At 64.7% G+C, this 19,104-nt stretch carries 16 protein-coding genes; 7 read left to right on the top strand and 9 right to left on the bottom strand.

Features of this window, described 5'->3' with window-relative positions:
* The first annotated feature begins 51 nt into the window (after nucleotides 1–51).
* On the top strand, nucleotides 52–543 hold the full coding sequence (locus tag HHL14_RS16695) for a DUF4126 domain-containing protein (protein ID WP_169498722.1): 492 nt from the start codon (nucleotides 52–54) through the stop codon (nucleotides 541–543).
* A gap of 101 nt (nucleotides 544–644) precedes the next feature.
* Here the strand turns inward: HHL14_RS16695 and tehA are convergent, their stop codons facing one another.
* From tehA to HHL14_RS16660, 7 genes are all read right to left on the bottom strand, one after another.
* Entirely contained in the window at nucleotides 645–1,697 is a 1,053-nt protein-coding gene (gene tehA, locus HHL14_RS16690; protein WP_169498721.1) for a dicarboxylate transporter/tellurite-resistance protein TehA, read from the bottom strand.
* Between the two features lie 243 nt (nucleotides 1,698–1,940).
* Entirely contained in the window at nucleotides 1,941–2,294 is a 354-nt protein-coding gene (locus HHL14_RS16685) for a response regulator (RefSeq protein WP_169498720.1), read from the bottom strand.
* 6 nt (nucleotides 2,295–2,300) lie between these two features.
* Entirely contained in the window at nucleotides 2,301–3,806 is a 1,506-nt protein-coding gene (locus HHL14_RS16680; protein ID WP_169498719.1) for an ATPase domain-containing protein, read from the bottom strand.
* Between the two features lie 520 nt (nucleotides 3,807–4,326).
* The gene (locus HHL14_RS16675; protein ID WP_169498718.1) at nucleotides 4,327–6,093 is read right to left on the bottom strand and encodes a tannase/feruloyl esterase family alpha/beta hydrolase; all 1,767 of its coding nucleotides are present in this window, start codon (nucleotides 6,091–6,093) and stop codon (nucleotides 4,327–4,329) included.
* 33 nt (nucleotides 6,094–6,126) lie between these two features.
* On the bottom strand, nucleotides 6,127–7,266 hold the full coding sequence (locus HHL14_RS16670; protein ID WP_169498717.1) for a porin: 1,140 nt from the start codon (nucleotides 7,264–7,266) through the stop codon (nucleotides 6,127–6,129).
* Between the two features lie 82 nt (nucleotides 7,267–7,348).
* Entirely contained in the window at nucleotides 7,349–8,596 is a 1,248-nt protein-coding gene (gene mhpT / locus HHL14_RS16665; RefSeq protein WP_169498716.1) for a 3-(3-hydroxy-phenyl)propionate transporter MhpT, read from the bottom strand.
* A gap of 379 nt (nucleotides 8,597–8,975) precedes the next feature.
* Nucleotides 8,976–9,446: a MarR family winged helix-turn-helix transcriptional regulator gene (locus HHL14_RS16660; protein ID WP_230413078.1), complete on the bottom strand. Its 471-nt coding sequence runs from the start codon at nucleotides 9,444–9,446 to the stop codon at nucleotides 8,976–8,978.
* A gap of 197 nt (nucleotides 9,447–9,643) precedes the next feature.
* Here HHL14_RS16660 and HHL14_RS16655 point away from each other — a divergent pair, with 197 nt between their 5' ends.
* The 6 genes from HHL14_RS16655 to HHL14_RS16630 all read left to right on the top strand — a co-directional run bounded on the left by HHL14_RS16655 (nucleotide 9,644) and on the right by HHL14_RS16630 (nucleotide 16,581).
* A complete protein-coding gene (locus HHL14_RS16655) occupies nucleotides 9,644–10,471 on the top strand; it encodes a p-hydroxycinnamoyl CoA hydratase/lyase (protein WP_169498714.1) in 828 nt (275 codons plus the stop codon).
* Nucleotides 10,472–10,523: 52 nt separating this feature from the next.
* The gene (locus HHL14_RS16650; RefSeq protein WP_169498713.1) at nucleotides 10,524–11,975 is read left to right on the top strand and encodes an aldehyde dehydrogenase; all 1,452 of its coding nucleotides are present in this window, start codon (nucleotides 10,524–10,526) and stop codon (nucleotides 11,973–11,975) included.
* Between the two features lie 117 nt (nucleotides 11,976–12,092).
* A complete protein-coding gene (locus tag HHL14_RS16645; protein ID WP_169498712.1) occupies nucleotides 12,093–14,006 on the top strand; it encodes a feruloyl-CoA synthase in 1,914 nt (637 codons plus the stop codon).
* Between the two features lie 79 nt (nucleotides 14,007–14,085).
* Nucleotides 14,086–14,967, top strand: coding sequence for an amidohydrolase family protein (locus HHL14_RS16640; RefSeq protein ID WP_169498711.1), 882 nt, complete (start codon nucleotides 14,086–14,088; stop codon nucleotides 14,965–14,967).
* 122 nt (nucleotides 14,968–15,089) lie between these two features.
* Nucleotides 15,090–16,145, top strand: a complete 1,056-nt coding sequence (locus HHL14_RS16635; protein WP_169498710.1) for a phytoene/squalene synthase family protein — start codon at nucleotides 15,090–15,092, stop codon at nucleotides 16,143–16,145.
* Nucleotides 16,146–16,332: 187 nt separating this feature from the next.
* On the top strand, nucleotides 16,333–16,581 hold the full coding sequence (locus HHL14_RS16630; protein ID WP_169498709.1) for a hypothetical protein: 249 nt from the start codon (nucleotides 16,333–16,335) through the stop codon (nucleotides 16,579–16,581).
* Nucleotides 16,582–16,867: 286 nt separating this feature from the next.
* Here the strand turns inward: HHL14_RS16630 and HHL14_RS16625 are convergent, their stop codons facing one another.
* Nucleotides 16,868–17,185, bottom strand: a complete 318-nt coding sequence (locus HHL14_RS16625) for a DUF4148 domain-containing protein (RefSeq protein WP_169498708.1) — start codon at nucleotides 17,183–17,185, stop codon at nucleotides 16,868–16,870.
* Between the two features lie 254 nt (nucleotides 17,186–17,439).
* A complete protein-coding gene (locus HHL14_RS16620) occupies nucleotides 17,440–18,987 on the bottom strand; it encodes an alkaline phosphatase family protein (RefSeq protein WP_169498707.1) in 1,548 nt (515 codons plus the stop codon).
* Nucleotides 18,988–19,104: the final 117 nt, after the last annotated feature.

Below are 19,104 nucleotides of genomic sequence, written 5' to 3'. Positions count from 1 at the left end.
AGCCGTCGGCTTGTGCAACCGTGCATCATTGCCCTCGATCGGGAGTCCGCTATGTCCGTGTATGTCCTCGCCTTGCTCATCGGCATCGTCGCCGGCCTTCGCGCGATGACTGCTCCCGCCGCCGTCAGTTGGGCCGCGCGTCTGGGATGGCTGCCGCTGCAAGGCACGCCGCTCGCGTTCTTCGGCTTCGTCGCCACGCCGTATATCTTCACGATCCTCGCGGCCATCGAACTGATTACCGACCAATTACCCGAAACGCCGAGCCGCAAAGTGCCGCTGCAGTTCGGCGCGCGCATCGTGCTCGGCGCGCTGAGCGGCGCGGCGATCAGCGGCGCGCACGGGGGACTGGCGGGCGGATCGATAGTCGGTGTGCTCGGCGCGGTGGTCGGGGCCGTCGGCGCGGTGATCGGCACGCTCGGTGGCGCGAAGGCGCGGGCGTCGATGGCGGCCATGTTCGGGCGCGATGCGCCGGCCGCGCTGATCGAAGACGTGGTGGCGATTGTCGGCGCGGCGTTGATCGTCGTGTCGTTGCACGGCTTCTGACACACACGCGAACACCGAGGCAAACGCGGCGGGACGCCTTGCGCGCCTCGCCGCATTGATCGTTGTCCGCTTGTGGATAGGTGGGGTTCGTCGACCCCGTTTCAGTGCGCGCGGGCGATGCGCGAAACCGTCGTGGAGCGGGCAGCCGGAGCAGGGGCTGCGGCCGGAGCCGGTGCAGTAGTTGGAACGGTAGCCGAAACCGCGGCCGGCGGAATCAGCTTGCCTTGCACCAGCAGTTGCAGCGTCTTCACCACCAGCAGCGCGATGATCCCATTGGCCGCGACGAACAGAACCGGCGCGGCCCATTCGAGCGGACCCGTCGCGCCGCGTTCGAGCAGGCGCAGCACCATCGTCGGCAGCGCGGCCACGCCGAAACTGAACGCCCAGTAGCCGGCCCCGAACGCCTGTTGACGAATCCACGGCAGCAAACGCAGTAGCATCAGCGCCTGATACAGACCGTAGCCGAGCAGCGCGTAAGCGAACAGATCGGGCGTGCCGCTCGTCAGGCTCAGATACGCGACCCCACCGACGACCGGCGGCGCGAGCTGCACGCCCAAGGTCGGACGCAGCGCTTCGGGCAGCGGCTCATGCACGGCGGCGCGATGCAGGATCATCGATTCGAGCGCGAGCCACGACAGCATGCCGGCGCCGAAGAACAGCTCGCCGAGTTGATGGAAACCGAACGCGGCCGAACTCGTCGCCGCGACGAAGCCTGCGCCGACCGTCGGCAGATAGATTGCCGGCGTGGTCAATTCTGGCTTGCGGCCGCCTTGCCACAGCTTGCCGTGCAGATAGACGCCGAGCGCGAGTTGCCCGAGTGCGGCGATGCCGTACAGCGACAACGCGACGATATGCGCGTACGGTTGCAGCAGTTGCGCGGCGAGCAGCGTGGAGATCGGCGCGAGCGCGACGAACGACGATTGCACCGGATGCGCGAGTTCCGCGCGCGCCTCATTGGCATGCGCGAACCACTTGTGCGCGTACGCGAACAGCAACACCATCCACACGGCGAGCGCCGCGACCGTCAACAGATTGCCGGCGAGCACGGGCAGATGCCACACGCGAATGGCCACGCGCCACAGATTGGCGAACGCCAGCGCGCCTACCGCGATCCCGAAGAAGCCAGCGGGAACCGCACCACGATTGCTGTTCATGACGACCTCCGAAAGTTGCGACGCGCCGCGATGTTCCGGTTTCGCGCGATCGATGGCTCACTGTAAGAGGCGCAGACAATTCGCAGAACGCGGGAGACGCTCGATAAATGGCGCGAGCGTCTCAACGTGAGTTTTCAGTGGGTAAGCGATCGGGTGAAGCTGAATAGAGGCGGTTTCTGGCGCAACAGCCAAGGCGCAACAGCCCAAAGCGCGACAGCACGCGCCGGAGCGCAGCATAGCCGGTTACGTGCTGCCCATCCGCTCCAGCATCGCCAGCAGCGTGTCGAACGACAGCGGCTTGCGCGCGTACGCAATGTGCGGATTCGGTTGCGCCGGCACGTCGGCGGCGGCGCTGCACAGGATGATCGGAATCTCGCGCAGATCGGGGTCGGCGTATAGCGCCGCGCACAGCTGCATGCCGGACATGATCGGCATCATGCAGTCGGACACGATGATGTCGGGCCGGCTCGAGCGGACCAGTTCGAGCGCGGCGGCGCCGTTGGACGCCGTGCGCACCGTATAGCCGTGCCGCTCCAGCAGCAGCCGCCACACGGTCAGGATGTCGAACTCGTCGTCCACCACGAGAATGGTTTTCATGGGCGGCTAGGTTTTGCGCCGCGGTTGCAGCGTGGCCGACAGTCCGGACGTCGATTGCGTGCTGACGGCGCCCAACGGTCCGTCGATCACGTCGAGTCCCTGCGATGAAATGCTGAGGTCGCGCAGCGACGTGTCGTGCAGGCTTTCGCGCTGCTTGACCACAGAGATCATGCGCCGCAGCCCGGTGTCCGTTTCGGCGTAGCGCAGCAGGATCAGGTTTTCGGTCAGCGCCGAGACCCGCACGCTGCGACCGTGACCGGGGTCGGCGTAGAGCGGCAGTTCCTCGGTGACGAGCGTCGTGATGGCCGCCTCGCGCAACTGATGCAGCAGCGCGTTGAGAAACAGCCCGAAGCGCTCGGTGCGCAGCGCCGAATCGCGGAAGCCTTCGACACCGTCGATCACGATGCGCGTCGCGCCATGCTGCTTGACGGTGGCGAGCGCCTTGGCGGCGACTTCATCGACGGCGAGCTCGATGGCCGGCTGCCATTGCACGATCAGGCGACCGTCGCGCCACGCGTCGGCGAGCGGAATCGACACCGCTTCAGCCTTGCCGATCAGCCGCTGCGGTCCTTCGTAGAAGCCGAGATACACGCAGCGTTCGCCGCGCGCGAGGCCGGCAGCGAGAAACTGCAGGCACATCAGCGTCTTGCCGACGCCGGACGGGCCGATCAGCGTGGTCGTCGAACCTTGTGCGAAGCCGCCGCCGAGCAGGGTGTCGAGATGCGGCAAGCCGAAGCCGAGCCGCGTTTTCAGATCGACGGGACCGGGCTGCGGGGCGCATTGCGCTTCGAGCCGCGGGAACATCAGCAATCCGCTTTCGGCGATGCGGAAGAAGTGCCGGCCCATCAGATGATTGCGCGCGCGCATCTTGTGCACTTCGATTTCGCGCGCGCGGCGCATGCCGTCGGTGTAGCGGTTCAGCTCGATCAGCCCGTCGACCAGCGTGTGTTCCGGATGCGGCTCGTTGCCCGAGAGCGGCGCGAGCAGCAGCGTGGTGCAGTCGAGCGCCGCGACCAGCGCGTTCAGCTCGTGAATGAACTTCGACAGCGACAGCTCGGTTTCGCTGAATTCGCGCGCGCTGCGAAAACCGTCGATGATCATCAGGCTCGGCCGGTAGTCGTAAATGCTCGACGCGATCAGCTTCAGGAAGCCGTCGAGGCCGTCCTGCATCAGTTCGTGATAGCCGGACACGAACAGCATCTGCTGCGCGACCGCGGTTTCGTCGAAGAAGCTCAGGCCTTTCAGATGACCGAGCAGCTTGTCGTGCGACTCGGCGATCAGCGTCATGTACAGCACTTTCTCGCCCTGGCGGACCCGATGAAAGCCGATCTGGCTGGACAGGATCGTCTTGCCGGCGCCGGCCATCCCTTCGAGCAGATAGACGCCGCCGCTCACCAGTCCGCCGCCGAGAATCTCGTCGAAGCCGGGCACGCCCGTTTCGACGTTGCGCCGCGCCGCGTCGGGCCGGGACGCTGGGGACGGGGAGGACGTCTTGGATTCGTCGGTAGTCATTGTCGATGTGGAGGTCAAAGTGCGCGAAAACGACGACCCGGTCGCGGTCGTCCGATGCTTAACCCAACAGGGTTAGCAATCCGCGTTCCTGTCCGGGCGGTGGTGCGAGGCGGCGCGGGATGCGGGGATTCTATCCGGCAATGCGGCGCTTGGCGAACGGTGGTTCGACGGGAGAACGGCGAGGCTGGGCGGGCGATGGGGGCGGCGCAGGAGCGGATGGGTCGTGCGAGAAGCGGTTCGAAAGGTGGTGCGCGCAGGGTCTTCCGTTTCGCCGTGCCTGCCGCTTCGTGGCGCGGCGGCCGGTCGAACTTGCAAAACCGGTGCAAGGAAGTGGTGGAGGATGGCGCGTGCCCGTCGAGGGCACTCTCGATGGAGGAGGGTTCGTTATCACGAGGGGTAAGGCGTTGGAGCGCGGGCGAGGTAGAAGCAACGTGAGTCTCCCCGACGATGCCGAAGCCGCGGTGACACGCGGCGCGAACTCGTTGCCCGCGCCGCGCTTCGGCACCTCGCCCGCGTCAACTCAACTGCACGCGAAGCTGCTCGCCGAATCGATGTCGCCACCCTTGTAGCGCGCGACCTTCGGATACGGGCACAGCGGCCGCGTGCGTCCGGCGCCCCAGCTCGACGGCACGTCGCTGTTCGGCGAGGCGCTGCTGGCGTCGCGCGCGCTCGCGATCACGCTGTCGGGCGCCGTGCCCTGCTCGACCCACGCGATCATCGGCGTCAGCATGTCGAACTGGTCGGTGCTCGGACCGCCGCTGCAATGGTTCATGCCGGCGATCGTGTAGAGCCGCGCGAAGTTCGACGCATCGCCGCCGTTGGCTGCCGTCAGGCGCTGATACCAGTCGGTCGTGTCGTTCGACGAAAACACCGGGTCGCTGGTGCCGTGATAGACCATCAGCTTCGCGCCGCGCTGCTTCAGCGCGCTCAGGTTGGTCTCGTCGGGCGGCGTCATGAACGACCACGACGACTCGGTATAGACGCCGCCGGTCGCGAAAATCTTCGGCGCGTCGTTGTCCATGCTGAAGTTCAGCGCATACGTCGACAACTGGCTCAGGATCGACGCACTCTGCGGCAGCGTCGTGAACGTGAACGCGGCGGCGGCCGGGTCGAGCGTGATCGAGTTCGACTGCTTCCACGCCGACCAGCCGTTGCCGAGCCCCGCGTCGTACGGGAAGCTCGCATACAGCGCGTCGCCCGTGCTGTTGCGCGGGCCCGAGAACACGTTGCCGATCGCGTCCTTCTGCGCGGTGGTCAGGCAGGTGCCGTCGCGCACGTTGTTGGTGCAGGTCGGCACGTCGGTCGCGAGGCTGAAGTTTGCCTGGCATGCCTTAATGTCCTGGATCAGGCCGTCGGTGGCACCGTCGAGCGCATCGCATTTGGCCAGAATCTTCGCGGCGACCATCTGCCGTTCGGTTGCCGTGAAGCCGGTGGTGATGTCGGGCAGACCGCCCGAGGTGGTGGCGGTCGCGACCTTCGCGAGCTGTTGCGCACTCCACATTTCGCCGATCGCCGCTTTCGGCAGATGGAAGCCCGGGTCGCCGGCAATGATGCCGTCGTATTCCGCCGACGAGCGCGCGGCGGCCACCAGCGCATGCCGTCCGCCGTTCGAGCAGCCTTCGAAGTAGCTGCGATCCGGGCCCTTGCCGTAGGCGAGCCTGATCACCTGCTTGGCCATCGGCGTGAGCGTGGCGACCGCGTTGTAGCCGTAGTCGAGGCGCGCCTGCGGATCGAGACCGAACAGCGGGTTCTGCGAAGAGCTATGGCCGGCATCCGAGCTGATCACCGCGAAGCCTATGTTCAGCGCGTCGTTGGTTGGTCCGCCGCCGCCGATCTCGCCGGTCGCGGTGACGACGTTGCCGTCGAGGCCGCCGTTGGCCTGATAGAAGAAGCGGCCGTTCCACGCGAGCGGCAGGCGCATTTCGAAGCCGATCGCGTAGGTTTTACCGTCGACGCTGCTCACGCGCTGATTCATGCTGCCCTGGATCAGGCAGTGCTCGGCGATCGGCTTGCCGGCCACCGTCAGCGTGCCGGCGGCGACGTCGGTGACCGTCGCGAACGTGGTGTTCGCATACGAGAGCCTCGCGGCCAGCGCCGCGCAGGTGCTCGCGAGCGTGGCCGGCGTCGCCGCGCTCAGTTGCGGCAACGCGGTCGCGTTGGCGCTCGTGCCGGTGCTGCTGTTGCCGCTACTGCCGTTGGTGTTGCCTGCGTTTTCCACATCGCTGCTGCCGCATGCGGCGAGTGCGAGTGCCGCGGCTGCGGCGACTGCGATAGACGTGCCTTTCATTCGATGTCTCCTGTCGAGGCAAGCTGCCTGTCGTTAGAAAGAGTGACGAACGCCCACCATCACGCCGGTCTGGCCGGTGCCTGCCGCCGGCGTCGTGCCGCCGCCACCGCCGCTGACCGAATAGCGCGCCTTCGCGCTGTTGCCGAGATAGGACGCCTGGGCATACATCGCGCTGCGCTTCGACAGCAGGTAGGTGGTGCGCAAGGTGCCCATCGTCGCGCGCGTGTCGTGCTCGTTGTTGCCGATGTGATAGACCTCGCCGTCGACGATGAAAGCCGGCGTCACGAAGTACGACGCGCCGACGAAGTACAGATTCGAGCGCACGTCCGGCAGCGCGATCGACGTTGTTTCGACGCGGCGGTTCAGCCAGCCCGCGCCGACCTTCAGCTTGCCGATGTTCGCGTACGCGCTGACGTGCGCGCGCGTGTCTTTGTCGGCCGCGTCGATCAGCGGGATCGGCGCGACGCCGTCGAAGAAATTCGCCGCCGCGGTGCTGCCGCCGCGCTGCTCTTCATACGAGGCCGCGACGCCGAACATCGACGCGTCGTACTTCAGCATCACCGACCAGTCGCGGCATTCGGTCGGACGGCCCGCCACCGAGCCGGTGCAGGTGCCTTGGCCTGGCGAATTGCCGGTGCCCGCCGAGTCGCGGCCGAACGAGTAGCTCGCGCCGAAGGTGACGCCGGCGTAGCTGCCCGTGTAGGCGACCGAATTGTCGGCGCGCGCGTTGGGCACGTAGGCGTCGAGCGAGCCGAGACCGTAGATGTCGGGGCCGATGATGTCCGCGCCGAGCAGCGCGAGGTAAGTCATCGTGTACTGACGGCCGAAGCTCAGCGTGCCGTACGGGCTCTTCACGCCGACGAACGCCTGGCGTCCGAACAGCCGGCCGCCCTGACCCGAATCGCCGCCGCGCAGATTGAAGCCGCTTTCGAGCGTAAAGATCGCGCTATAGCCGCCGCCGAGATCTTCATTGCCGCGAAAGCCCCAGCGCGACGGAAATTCGCCGGTGACGCCCGGCATGCGGACCACGCTCTTGCCCTCGGCGTTGGCGTGCGAAACATATTCGATGCCGGTGTCGACGATGCCGTACAGCGTGACGCTCGATTGCGCCAATGCCGCGCCGCTGACGGCGCACAACGCGCCGCAAAGCAGAAGACGTGCGGGTGCTTGCATGAGTGAGATCTCCAGACCGTTGATGAAGCTGTTGTTGTGATTAGGTTTTGTGGTTGTGTATCGAGGTGCGACGCGGACCGGCTCAGTCGGCGGCGCGCGGGCGGCGCAGCAACAGCAGCGCGGCGACGGCGGCGATTACGGTGACCGGAATACTCGCGCCGATCACAGTCGACGAACTGCGGCCCATCGCCAGCAACTGACCGGCGGCGAGCGGCCCGACCACCGAGCCGATGCGGCCGACGGCGACTGCCGCGCCGACGCCGGTGCCGCGCATCGCGGTCGGATAGAACGCCGCGGACAGCGCATACAGCACCGATTGGCCGCCGACCACGAAGGTGCCCGCAAAGAACGCGGCGGCCACCAGCGCGCCGAAACCGGGCGAGACCGACAGCCCCGCGAGCGACGCGATGATGCCGACATACATGCCGCCGATCACGAGGCTCTGGCGGATCCGGTCCATCAGCATGCCGATCAGCAAGGTGCCGAGGCCGCCGCCGACGTTGAAGAAGATCTGCACGTAGCCTACTTCGGCGCGCGACAGACCGCGTGCGGCCATCAGCGACGGCAGCCAGTTGAGCAGGAAATACAGCACGATCAGCGTGCAGAAATAGCTGACCCAGATCTGCACGGTGGACAGACCGCGCGTGCCGCCGAACAGCACCTCGCCGATCGGCGCGGGCTTGATGCGGCCGTCGTGCGAGGCCTTCGTGAATGCACTCGAGTCCCGCAGGAACAGGAGCAGCAGCGGCACCAGCAACAGCGGCCCGGCGCCGCCGACGTAGAAGATGTGGCGCCAGTCGGCGTCGCCCGCGCTCAGCACGCCGATCACCGAGGCGATCACGCCGCCGAACGGAATGCCGCAATACATCACGCTGACCGCGGTGCCGCGCCGATGCGGCTCGACCGCTTCCGACGACAACGCGATCAGGTTGGGCAGCGCACCGCCGAGGCCGATGCCGGTCAGCACCCGCACCAGCACGAGCGTGTGGAAGTCGGCGACCAGCGCGGTCATGATCGACAGCAGTCCGAACAGACAGGCGGAGATCACCAGCACGCGCTTGCGGCCGATGCGATCCGCGAGCCGTCCGCCGAACATCGCGCCCGGCAGCAGGCCGAAAGTGCCGGCGCTGAACGCGAGCCCCATCTGCGCGACCGACAGGCCAAACTCGCGCGCCATGCGTGGCGCGGCGACACCGACCGACTGCAGGTCGAGCCCTTCGAGCAGCGCGAGCGCGAAACACAGGCCGAGCGTGAGCGCGACACCGCCCGGTGTGGATTGCGGCGGCGCGGCGGCATCGGGAGTAGAAGAGAAAGTGGCGGCTCTTTTCACGTTAGTGATCCTTATTAAATGGCTTGGCTTTCCGGTGCTGCGGGTATGTCGACGTACTGCGAAGGCCGGCCGTGCGCATGAGCGCAGGGTCGGCGCCGTAGCGGCCGGGGTGGACAGCATACGGCGGTGGTGCGGAGTTCAGACTGGCATCAAGGTCGTGGTGGGACGCTTGCGGATCGCGCGACAGACGGCGCATCGGTTCGACATCCACCTGCCGGCGCGTAGGCCTCGATGCGATGTGACGAACCGTCGCCCGTCGCGTCGTGGAGTGGATTTAATATCAGGTAGGCTGATAAAACAAGCGTTAACCGTTCGGTGAAAACACCTAGTGAACGGCTGGGCGGGAAAGAACGGGGAGCGGCGGGAAGGAGTAGGAAACTCAGCCGCGCAGGTTGCGCACGAAGGTTTCGAGGTGCGTTTGCACGCTGGCGGCGGTGTCGACGCCGAGGTCGTCGAGCATCTGCTTCTCGATCGCCTTGACCGCCTGTTCGCAGTCGCGCAGCACCGCGCGGCCTTCTTCGGTCAGCTGCAGCAACACGATGCGGCCGTGCGTCGGGTCCGGCTCGCGGCTCACCCAGTTGCGAGCCGCCATCGCGTTCATCACCTCGTTGGCCGATTGCGGCGTGATGAACGAGCGTTCCGCGACCTGCGCATTCGACGCTCGCCCGTTCGCCTCCAGCACCGACAGCGCGGTGAACTGTGCGAGCGTGAGACCGAGCGGCGCGAGCGCTTCGCTCATGCGGCGCCTGAGAATGCGATCGAGACTGCCGATGACATAGGTCAGGCGCAGGCTCGGACGACGGTTGCGGGCTGCGCTGGGTTCGGCGGACGGCTTCTGATTCTTGTTCATGACGTACCGGATAAGAGGTCTAGCCCGCATCTTAGCGTGTCGCGCGCAACGACCGCAGCAAGCGCCTATTTTCCTACGTAAAAACGCGCGTAGGGGTTTGCCCCGACGTCCCGAAATTCCGCTTTACATATCAGGCAACCTGATATTAAATGCACTCATCAGGCCGCCGTCGCGGCCATCGTTCACGGAGAAAGCAGATGAATTACGAAGGCCGTTGGAAAGCAGTCAAGGTTGAAGTCGCGGAAGGTATCGCGTGGGTCACGTTCAATCGTCCGGAGAAGCGCAACGCGATGAATCCGACGCTGAACCGCGAAATGATCGAGGTGCTCGAAGCGGTGGAACTCGACGCCGAAGCGCAGGTGCTGGTGCTGACGGGCGAAGGCGATGCGTGGACCGCCGGCATGGACCTGAAGGAATACTTTCGCGAAGTCGACGCGGGCCCGGAAATCCTGCAGGAAAAAATTCGCCGCGACGCGTCGCGCTGGCAGTGGCAACTGCTGCGCATGTACTCGAAGCCGACCATCGCGATGGTCAACGGCTGGTGCTTCGGCGGTGGCTTCTCGCCGCTCGTCGCGTGCGATCTCGCGATCGCCGCGGACGAAGCGGTGTTCGGCCTCTCCGAAATCAACTGGGGCATCCCGCCGGGCAACCTCGTCAGCAAGGCGATGGCGGATACGGTCGGACATCGTCAGGCGCTTTACTACATCATGACCGGCGATACCTTCACGGGCCAGCAGGCGGCCAACATGGGTCTCGTCAACCAGAGCGTGCCGCGCGCCGAGTTGCGCGACGTGACGCGCAAGCTCGCCGCCAAGCTGCTCGACAAGAACCCGGTGGTGCTGCGCGCGGCCAAGCATGGCTTCAAGCGCAGCCGTGAACTGACGTGGGAGCAGAACGAGGACTACCTCTACGCGAAGCTCGATCAGGCGCAACTGCGCGATCCGGAGCACGGTCGCGAGCAGGGTCTGAAGCAGTTCCTCGACGACAAGTCGATCAAGCCGGGCCTGCAGGCCTACAAGCGCTGAGCCGCCTGTCCACGCAAATAACCGACAGAGAGACAGGCGAGGAGACGACACGATGCAGGACGTGACTTTACTGATCGGCGGCGAGAGCCGCGGCGCGTCGGACGGCAGGACCTTCGAGCGGATCGATCCGGCGAACGGCCGGGTCGCGTCGCGCGCGGCGGCGGCAACGCTGGCCGACGTGGACGCGGCGGTCGAAGCGGCGGCGCGTGCCTTTCCGGCATGGTCGGCGCTTGCGCCGGGCGAGCGCCGCAAGCGCTTGCTCGTCGCGGCCGATCTGATGGATGCGCGTGCCGCGCAGTTCATCGAAACCGGCCGTGCCGAAACCGGCGCGATGCCGAACTGGTACGGTTTCAACGTGATGCTCGCGGCCAACATGCTGCGCGAGGCCGCCGCGATGACCACGCAGATCGACGGCGACGTGATTCCGTCGAACGTGCCGGGCAGTCTCGCAATGGCGGTGCGTCAGCCGTGCGGCGTGGTCCTCGGCATGGCGCCGTGGAATGCGCCGGTGATTCTCGGCACGCGCGCGCTGGCGATGCCGCTCGCGTGCGGCAACACGGTGGTGTTCAAGGCGTCCGAGGGCTGTCCGGGCGTGCATCGGCTGATCGGCAGCGTGTTGCACGATGCGGGTCTCGGCGACGGCGTCGTCAACGTGATTACCCATTCGGCCGAAGATGCGCCGGCCGTCGTCGAGCGTCTGATCGCGCATCCGGCGGTGCGGCGCGTCAACTTCACGGGTTCGACGCGCGTCGGCCGCATCGTCGCGCAACACGCGGCACAGCATCTGAAGCCCGCGCTGCTCGAACTCGGCGGCAAGGCGCCGGTGCTGGTGCTCGACGACGCGGATCTCGACGCGGCGGTCGAAGGCGTCGCGTTCGGCGCGTTCTTCAACCAGGGGCAAATCTGCATGTCGACGGAACGCGTGATCGTCGATCGCAAGGTGGCGGACGCGTTCGTCGAGAAGCTCGCGGCGAAGGCGCGTACGCTGAAGGCCGGCGATCCGGCCGCCGCCGATTCCGTGCTCGGCCTGCTCGAAAGCGAAGCGGCAGCGCGGCGCGTGAAGGCGCTTGTCGACGATGCGCGCGAGAAGGGCGCGCGTTTGCCGGTGGGTTGCACGGTGGAAGGCGCGGCGATGCAGCCGGTGATCGTCGACGGCATTACGCCCGCAATGAAGCTGTACGCGGACGAATCGTTCGGGCCGGTGGTCACGGTGCAGCGCGTCGATAGCGACGACGAAGCGATTCGCGTCGCCAACGACAGCGAATACGGCCTGTCCGCGGCGATTTTCAGTCGTGATGTCGCGCGCGCATTGAATCTGGCGAAGCGCGTCGAATCGGGCATCTGCCATATCAACGGACCGACCGTGCACGACGAAGCGCAGATGCCGTTCGGCGGCGTGAAGAAGAGCGGTTATGGGCGCTTCGGCAGCAAGGCATCGATTGCCGAATTCACCGATCTGCGCTGGATCACGGTTCAGACCGGGCCGCGTCATTATCCGATCTGAACACCCGTCGTTCACGTAGTAAACCGAATCAATCAGGAGAGGCGCGCCGCGCGACGACGCGGCGCACCCGACGCCGCCACGAGGCGGCGCGCATGGAATCGACAAAGGAGACAGGCTTTGCATTCCGAGCCGACACAAGTGAATACTGCGTCGAATGCCGCCGGCCGGCCGACGCCATACCGCGACGCGCTGATCGGCACGTCGTCGCTGCATCTGCGGCGGCAGGGCGACACGTGGTATCTGAAAGCGACCGAAGCGCTCGGCGAGCATCCGCAGCGGATGACCGAGCGGCTCGAAAGCGGTGCGCGCGCGCATCCCGAGCGCTGGCTCGCCGCGCGGCGCGGCAGCGACGGACAGTGGATCGGCCTCAGCTATGCGCACGCGCTGCAGAGTGCACGTGCGATCGGCGAGGCGCTGCTCGCGCGCAATCTGTCGGCCGAGCGGCCGATCGCGATTCTGTCCGGCAACGATCTCGACCATCTGCAACTGATGCTCGGCGCGATGTGGGCGGGCATTCCGTTTTCGTCGATTTCGCCGGCTTATGCGCTCGCATCCGGCGACCTCGGCAAGCTGCGTCATACGATCGAGCTGCTCACGCCGGGCCTCGTGTTCGCGAGCCACTACGATACGTTCGCGGCAGCGATCGAAGCGGTGGTGCCGGCTGATGTGGAAATCGTCAGTGTCGTTGGGCCGCGCGAGCCGCGGAACACGCACAAGGTGAGCCTGTTCAGCGAGCTGCTGAACACGACTCCAGCCAAAGTCGACGCCGTTCATGCGGCGATCAGCCCGGACGCGATTGCGAAATTCCTGTTTACGTCCGGCTCGACCAAACTGCCGAAGGCCGTGCCGACCACGCATCGCATGCTGTGCAGCAATCAGCAGATGCTGCTCGAAACGTTCCCCGAGTTTGCGAAGGAACCGCCGGTGCTGGTCGACTGGCTGCCGTGGAATCACACGTTCGGCGGCAGTCATAACGTCGGCATCGCGCTCTACAACGGCGGCACGCTGTATATCGACGACGGCAAGCCCGTCAACGGCAAGTTCGACGAAACGCTGCGCAATCTGCGCGAAATCGCGCCGACGATTTACTTCAACGTGCCCAAGGGCTGGGAAGAACTGGCGATTGCGCTGGAGCGTGACGAAGTGCTGCGCGAGACGTTTTTCTCGCGTGTGAAGCTGTATTTCTTCTCCGGCGCGGGCCTGTCGCAAGCCGCGTGGGATCGGCTCGAACGCGTGACGGAGAATCATTGCGGCGAGCGTATCCGCATCATGGCGGGGCTCGGCATGACGGAGACGTCGCCGTCGTGCATGTTCACGACCGGTCCGGTGATGCGCGCGGGCTATGTGGGCCTGCCCGCGCATGGCTGCGAGGTCAAGCTCGAACCGGTCGGCGACAAGTTGGAAGCGCGTTATCGCGGTCCGCACGTGATGCCCGGCTATTGGCGCGCGAGCGCGGCGGAGCGCGAAGATTCGTTCGACGAGGAAGGCTTTTTCCGCAGCGGCGACGCAGTGCGCTTCGTCGATATCGAGCGGCCGGAACTGGGGCTGCTGTTCGACGGACGTATCGCCGAGGACTTCAAGCTCAGTTCGGGCACCTTCGTCAGCGTCGGGCCGATGCGAGCGCGGGTGATTTCCGAAGGCGCGCCGTACGTGCAGGACGTGGTCGTGACCGGCATGAATCGCGACGACATCGGCTTGCTGGTGTTTCCGCGGCTCGACGATTGCCGGCGGCTCGCGGGTCTGCCCGTGGCGGCGAGTGCTGGCGAGGTCGTGCAGGCGCCGGCGGTGCGCGCGCATTTCGTCGCGTTGCTCGAGAAGCTGAACCGCGGCGCGACCGGCAGCGCGAGCACGATCGCGCGACTGCGGCTGATGGACGTGCCGCCGTCGCTCGATCTCGGCGAAGTGACCGACAAAGGCTCGATCAACCAGCGCGCGGTGCTGAAGCAGCGCGCCGAGCTGGTCGACGCGATGCACGACAGCGCGCAGCGCGATGCCGACGTGATCGTCGCGCACGCCGATGCGAGACGATGATGTGATCTGAGGCGCCCGATGCGCGTGACGCGATACTTCACGCGTGCATCGGGCGCGATGCGCTGACAGGAGCCGTTAAATGAACCTCGACCAACTCGTCGCGATCGACACGCACGTCCACGCGGAAGTCTCGTGTTGCCAGCCGCCGGATCTGTTCGGCAAGGAATTCGACGAAGCCGCCGACAAGTACTTCGGCACCGTGCTCAAACTCGGCCGTCGCCCGACGATTCCCGAGACGATCGAGCATTATCGCCAGCGCAATATTGGCTTCGTGATGTTCACCGTCGACTGCGAAGCGAACCTCGGCCGCCGGCGGATTCCCAACGAAGAGATCGCCGAATTCGCGCAGAAGAACAGCGACATCATGATCGCGTTCGCCAGCATCGATCCGCACAAAGGCAAGATGGGCGTGCGCGAGGCGCGCAAGCTGATCGAGGAATACGGCGTGCGCGGCTTCAAGTTTCATCCGACCATGCAGGCGTTTTTCGCTAACGATAGGCTCGCCTATCCGCTCTACGAGTTGATCGCCGAGCATCGGCTGACGGCCGTGTTTCATAGCGGCCATTCGGGCATGGGATCGGGCATGCGTGCCGGCGGCGGGCTGCGGCTGAAGTATTCGGAGCCGATCCATCTCGACGACGTCGCCGCCGATTTCCCCGACATGAACGTCGTGATTGCGCATCCGTCGTGGCCGTGGCAGGAGCAGGCGCTGTCGATCGCGTTGCATAAGCCGAACGTGTATATCGATCTGTCGGGCTGGTCGCCGAAGTATTTTTCGCCGGAGCTGATCCGCCACGCGAATACGCTGCTGAAGCGCAAGATGCTGTTCGGCTCCGACTTTCCGCTGATCCAGCCGGATCGCTGGCTCGCGGATTTCAAGGAAGTCGGCTTCAGGGAAGAAGTGCACCCGCTGATTCTCAAGCAGAACGCGGTGGGCTTGCTGGGTCTCGAATCGCGCTGAGCTACCGCTGCGCGAAGGAGCGGCTGACGGCGGCGGCGCGGCATGGGCGCGCCGGCGTATACAATTCGGCTGCTCCCGATTTCCGCGGCCGTTTGTCCGCCTCTTCGCAACCGATCCAACCCATGCCGAATCCGACCCGGGCCTTTCTTCTCGGTCCGCTCCTGAAAGGCGTTTCACGCTCCTTTTATCTCACGCTGCGCGTGCTGCCCGTCGGCATGCGCGATCCGATCGGCCTCGCGTACCTGCTCGCGCGAGCCGCGGACACGATCGCCGATACCTCGTTGATTCCGCCCGAGCAGCGTCTTGCGTTGCTGCTCGCGCTGCGCGACCGCATCAACGGCGTGAGCGGCGCGGCCGGCGACAGCGCGGCGTTCCAGCGTATCGCGGCCGAGGTCGCGGGCCAGCAGGTGCAATCGGATGAAAAGGTGCTGCTCGAATCGCTGGGCCCCGCGCTCGACGTGCTCGCGCAACTGGACGAGTCGGATCGCAAGGCGGTGCGCGAGATCGTCACGACGCTGACCGAGGGCATGGAATTCGATCTGCGCACGTTTCCCGACGAACGTTCCGGCCAACTCGCGGCGCTGCGCGAATACGACGAGCTCGATCGCTATACGTATCTGGTCGCGGGCTGCGTCGGCGAATTCTGGACCACGATGACCTACGCGCACATGCTGGGCACGCTGAAAGCGCAACCCGACACGATGGCGCAGCGTGGCGTGCGATTCGGCAAGGCGCTGCAGATGACCAACGTGCTGCGCGATTGCGGCAAGGATTTGCGGATCGGCCGCTGCTATTTGCCGCAGAGCATGCTCGATCAGCACGGCCTGAGCGCGCAGGATCTATTGCAGCCGGCCAATTCGATGCGCGCGCGACCGTTGCTGGTCAAGCTGTTGCGCCACACGCTCGATCACTTCCGGGCCGCGCTCGACTATACGCTCGCGATTCCGGCCGGTGCGGTGCGCTTGCGGCTCGCCTGTCTGTGGCCGATTCTGATCGGGCTCGAAACCTTGTTGCTGCTCGCGGATAACGACGCGTGGCTCGATCCGGCGAAAGTGTCGAAAGTGACGCGCAATACGGTGTATCGGATCATTGCGTCGTCGCTGCTGTTGGTGCCGTCGAATGCGCTGGTTCGCAATGCGATCGAAAAAAGGCTCCGTCTGATTGAGGCACGGTTGTAGGCGTAAACGCGTACTGCCTGGCGCCGCGTGATTTTGCGCGGTGAATAAAACCGAATGACTTCAATGCACTACGAATCGCGCGGAGTACTGCCGATTTAATCTGGATCATTGAATAGCCGGGAATCGGGAAAGCCCCAGGCCCGTGCCTTCGCGCTTCGCGTTAGTCTCTTTCTAAAGGAGGCGACCTATGCGACAAGCGTTTTACATTGCGTTGGTGCTTTTGCTTGGCTATCTGATGGCGGATCGGGCGATGATGCGGGCGCAGGCCGGTGAGGTCGGCACGATTACGTGTCACCAGGGCGCGGCGCTCGTCAAATCGAATGCATTGAAGAAGGGCTTTGGAGACGCTGGAGCGAGTGCTCAGAGCGAGAGCTTCCTGTCGAGCTGTCTCGTGACTGGACGCGGTCAGGTCGGTAACCTGATCGCACGCGACTGACCGTCCTTCAAGTCGTCATCCCAGGATTCGCCGTGGCGCACGGATTGCGCCGCGAAAAAGCGCCCAGACCGCGAAGGTCCGGGCGAAGTCATCGGGAGCCCGATGACGGAGGTAACCAGATGTGAACTGGCCCGCGTTCGGGGATACCCGGCCGCGGGCCAGTTCATTTGAATCGGGGTGCGCGTCGCGCGGACGCGCTTATTGACGCAGCGCTTGCGGTTCGTGTCGCCGGACGGCCTGGCGACACTGCTCTGTGCTTATCGAACCGCTTGCTGCCTGTTACTGCTTACTGACCGAAGTAGACCGACTTTGCGTCAGTCGTTGCAACGGTGTGGCTCGATTGCGACGAACCGGCCTTCACACCGCCGAAGCCGCTAGCTGCGGGTTGGCCGACGCCGTTTTGCGCGTTGACGCGAGCTTCTGCAGCCTGGATGTCAGCCGGGTAGTGCGGGTCGGCGTGGCCCGGCTGGTAGCCGGCCTTTTCCAGTTGAACCAGTTCAGCGCGCACTTGAGCGCGGGTCACCGGCTGGTTGGCTTGTGCGAACGAAGCGACCGGAGCGGCGATAGCGGCGGCGATAACAACGGCTTGAATGAGCGATTTCATGATACTTACCTCCAGTTTTAGGGTTTTATCTTGCTGCGAACTTGCTTGTTCGTAGTCAGTGATTGCATTGTAAATTTGATAACTGGATAGAGTAAGTATCTATTCGGGTAATGTTTGTTGCTGAATTTGAGATAAAGACGGGGAACTATAAGGGTTAATGCCTAGTTAAAACGCGGCTGTCAGGGGGCCGTACGCGGTAGCTCAGGTGATCTGGTACTTTTTATTGGATGGAGCGCGGAACAGTGGCGGCGGGATTAATCCGGTGAAGGCGGATGGGCGCCGGAGATCGTTGCGTTGGCATCGTTGCCGACCGGCTCCGAGGTCGGATCGACCGATTGCCTGAGGCGCGTGAACGCCTGAGCCGTCCGCCCATCGCGCTGATCCTTCGCGTCGTAGAAGTCCTGACTGAGCCACTGGCCAAAGCGCATCACCTGCGAACCCAGCGCGCTCTTGAAGCGCACCCACGCATTGCTGGTGCGCGCGAGTTGCGTGGCGGCATCGACGGCTTTCGCGGCAAGCTGGTCCAGTTCGGCGTGCAGATGATCGGCGAAATGATGGAGGCCGTACTGATTGCCGTTCGATGATTTGCGCTCCAGCTCGGTGTGCTCGGCAATCAGCGACTGATTCGTCACGCGGATAAATGCCGGTGTGTCGGTACGCGCGGTGCCACGGTGCCGAAGCGCCACACGGATATCGGTTGCGGCCTGGGTGCGCGCGCCGAGCGGCCCGAGTTGCCACTTGTCGCACAGGTACTTCAAGAGGCTGCAATGATCGAATTGCTCCTTGCATACGCCGGGTTCGCACCATGGCGACACCAGCAGCGCGGGCACGCGCACGCCGAGCCGTTTGAAATCGAAGCTCGTGGTGTGGTCGTCCGGTGCGTCCGCGTTCGCCGGTGGCGACACATGATCGTAGAAGCCGCCGTGTTCATCGTAAAGGATCACTAATAATGTGCTTTCCCACAGCGCCTGATTCGAGCGCAGCGCATTGTAGGTGTCCGCAATCAGCTTTTCTGCCTTCATGATGTTGTGCGGCGGATGATCGTCGTTCTGCGCTTCGCCGAAGTACTTCGGCTCGATCAGCACGAAGTTCGGGAATTCAGCAGCGGAGCCCGCAGCGTCCCGAAAGAACGTGTCGAATAGATGATAGTTCGCGAGATTCTCCGCGCGACGCTGGTTCTTCAATAGCAGCGACGCGGGGAAGTCGTAGAAATAGACCTTCCAGGTTTTCTTTTCCCGCGCATTATTCAACCGGTCGAAAATCGTGTCCTGGTCCTGTTCGGTGTACCAGTGCGGACTGAGCGCATCGAGTCCGGACGGCATGTCCACCTGGCCTTTCGACGTCCCCGTCAGCGCGAAAAAGCGGTTCGGCCAGGTCGGTCCCGGCAACGACGAGAACCACTGGTCGCAGACGGTGAATTGCGCGCCCAGCGTATGCAATGCCGGAAGAAAGCCGTAGGGGTAATAGCCCATCACGTCCTGCCGCGCGGCGATGCTGCTGTGCGGATAGTCGTTGACGAACGAGCGCACGAAGCCGCTATTGTTGTCGGCAATCTGCGCCATCACGGCCTTGTGCTCGTGATTGGGATCGTGCTTCATTTGCCGCTCGCGCGTTTCGCGCGGGGAGAATGTGTGGCCTTGGCCATCGGTGTTCGATTTGCCGGCCGCGTTGCGCACGCCGTCCAGATCCTTATGCACGACGTCGAGGCAGCCGAGCATCTGGTCGAACGAGTGATTTTCCATCAGCAGCAGTACGACGTGTTTGATTGGATCTTCTTGCGTGTTCTGCTCGACGTCGCTCATCTTCGTCGCTCCGCTAGTGGATGGATTCCGTAGGTCTACTGCTACTGGACACGGCGTTGCCAACTTAGTGCAAAAGGCGGGCTCGCGAAAGAGTCTTCGTAAGAAGCGAAACGGCAC

It is taken from the genome of Paraburkholderia antibiotica (assembly GCF_012927125.1).
Lineage (GTDB): Bacteria > Pseudomonadota > Gammaproteobacteria > Burkholderiales > Burkholderiaceae > Paraburkholderia > Paraburkholderia antibiotica.
This window is presented reverse-complemented; position numbering and strand designations above follow the sequence as displayed.